At 69.8% G+C, this 2,241-nt stretch carries 1 protein-coding gene; it reads left to right on the forward strand.

Annotation, left to right across the window (positions count from 1 at the left end):
• Nucleotides 1–273 precede the first annotated feature (273 nt).
• Nucleotides 274–1,698: an MFS transporter gene (locus AB0H87_RS40905; RefSeq protein ID WP_360158974.1), complete on the forward strand. Its 1,425-nt coding sequence runs from the start codon at nt 274–276 to the stop codon at nt 1,696–1,698.
• Nucleotides 1,699–2,241 lie beyond the last annotated feature (543 nt).

The following is a 2,241-nucleotide window of genomic DNA, read 5'->3' on the forward strand; positions in this document are numbered from 1 at the left end:
GCCCGCGTACCACTGGATGCCGTGTGTCGACATGCCACGGAGCTGGACCGGCTGCCCGGCGCGGTCGCACAGGTGGACGCCGCAGACGCGCAGGGCGCCATGCGTCGCGACGGGCGTCGAAGGGGGTACGGCCACCACCGGTCCTACACCGACAGTGAGTGCCGTGACGACGGCGAGTAGCGAGCTGCGCATGATCCGAAGAAATCACGCGATCCACGGAGTGATCGACCACACCCTGGTTTTGTCACCCGTCCGGGTGGAAGGTGGGAAGACGTGCCTGCCACCCCCACCTCCTCTGTAACGACCGGCGTCGGCCTGCGGTCCGAGCGCGGCCCCGTCCTCGGCGCGGTCATGCTCTCGACGGCCCTCGTCGCCATCGATTCCACCATCATCGCGACCGCCGTGCCATCCGTGGTCGACGACATCGGCGGGTTCGCCCAGTTCCCCTGGCTCTTCTCGGTCTACCTGCTGGCCCAGGCGGTCACCGTGCCGGTCTACGGCAAGCTCGCCGACCTGTTCGGCCGCAAGCCGGTGATCCTGTTCGGCATCGCCACGTTCTTCGTCGGCTCGGTGCTCTGCGGCGTCGCCACCAGCATGACCATGCTGATCGTCTTCCGGGTGGTGCAGGGCCTCGGCGCCGGCGGCATCGCGCCGATGACCGTGACGATCGTCGGTGACCTCTACACGGTCGAGGAACGGGCCAGGGTGCAGGGCTACGTCGCCAGCGTCTGGGGCATCTCGTCGGTGGTGGGTCCGACGCTGGGCGGCGTCTTCAGCGAGTACGTGTCGTGGCGCTGGATCTTCCTCGTCAACATCCCGCTCTGCCTGCTGGCCGGCGGGATGATCATGAAGCACTACCACGAACGGCGTACGCCGGCGCGACCCGTCATCGACTACCGGGGCGCCGTGCTGCTCACCGCCGGCCTCACGCTGGTCATCCTCGGCGTGCTCGAGGGCGGGCAGGCCTGGGCCTGGGACTCGACGCCCAGCATCGCCACCCTCGGCATCGGCGCGCTGCTGCTCGCCGGGTTCCTGCTGGCCGAGCGCCGTACCACCGAGCCCGTCCTGCCGCTCTGGGTCTTCCGCCGCCGGCTGCTCGTGGCCAGCGGCGTCGTCTCCGCCGGCGCCGGCGCGATCCTGCTCGGCCTGAGCTCCTACGTCCCGACGTACGCGCAGGAGGCGCTCGGCGTCGGCCCGCTGGTCGCCGGCCTCGCCCTGGCCGCGCTCACCCTCGGCTGGCCGATCGCCGCGAGCCAGTCCGGCCGGTTCTACCTGCGGTACGGGTTCCGGCTCACCGCGGTGGCCGGCTCGAGCCTGATCGTGGCCGGCAGCGCGCTGCTGCTCCTCCTCGGCGGCGGCAGCTCGATCTGGCAGGTCGGCGCGACCAGCCTGGTGATCGGCCTCGGCATGGGCCTGACCGTCAGCCCGACGCTGATCGCGTCGCAGTCCAGCGTCGGCTGGCGGGACCGCGGCGTGGTCACCGCCAACAACCTGTTCCTGCGTTCGGTCGGCAGCTCGCTGGGCACCGCCGTGTTCGGCGCGGTGGCGAACGCGAAGCTCCGCGGCAACCACGACGACCCCGCCAGGCTGGTCGGCGCCGTGCACAACGTGTTCATCGGCGTGCTCGCGGTGGCCGTCGTCGTCGCGATCGCCGCGGCCCTCTTCCCACGCGGCGACGTGCTCGCGCCGGGCGAATAACACAAAGTTCGACGGCGATTTCTGTTATCCGGGTGCCGCGCTCCGAATGCCAGTCGAGTGATCTGTAAAGCCTGCTTATCTTCGACTTAAGGAACGGATCGCGGCTTTCCCGCGTACCTACAGTTCGGGCTGCCCTTGACAGGAATTCCGAGAGGCCCCGATGCCCGAGCACCATTTCCGCCGCCTTTCCTCGCGCTACCGCTCGTGGTCGAAGCGCGGGTCTGACGGGAGGTTCCGAGTGTCGAGCCCGGCCGCCGCGCGTCAACCAGCGGCCCAGGGGATGTCCGTCGCCACGGCCCCTGCCGTCCCTGCGGCCGTGGCGACGGCATCCGCCGGGCGGGACTCAAGTCGGCATTAGATTCGGGTTAAGGACGCACCGCGGGCCGTGGGCGCCTCGTAGAGTCGGGCCGCACAGATCCATCAAGAGAGGCCCCTCGATGCTCCGTCCACGTTGGTCCGCCCGGTGACCAGACAATCCGATCATCTCGCCACTGTGTAACGAGCCACGGTCGGGCGCGTAGCGGCGGTGTCAGCGGGCAGACT

This window comes from Asanoa sp. NPDC050611, assembly GCF_040654855.1.
Classification (GTDB): domain Bacteria; phylum Actinomycetota; class Actinomycetes; order Mycobacteriales; family Micromonosporaceae; genus Asanoa.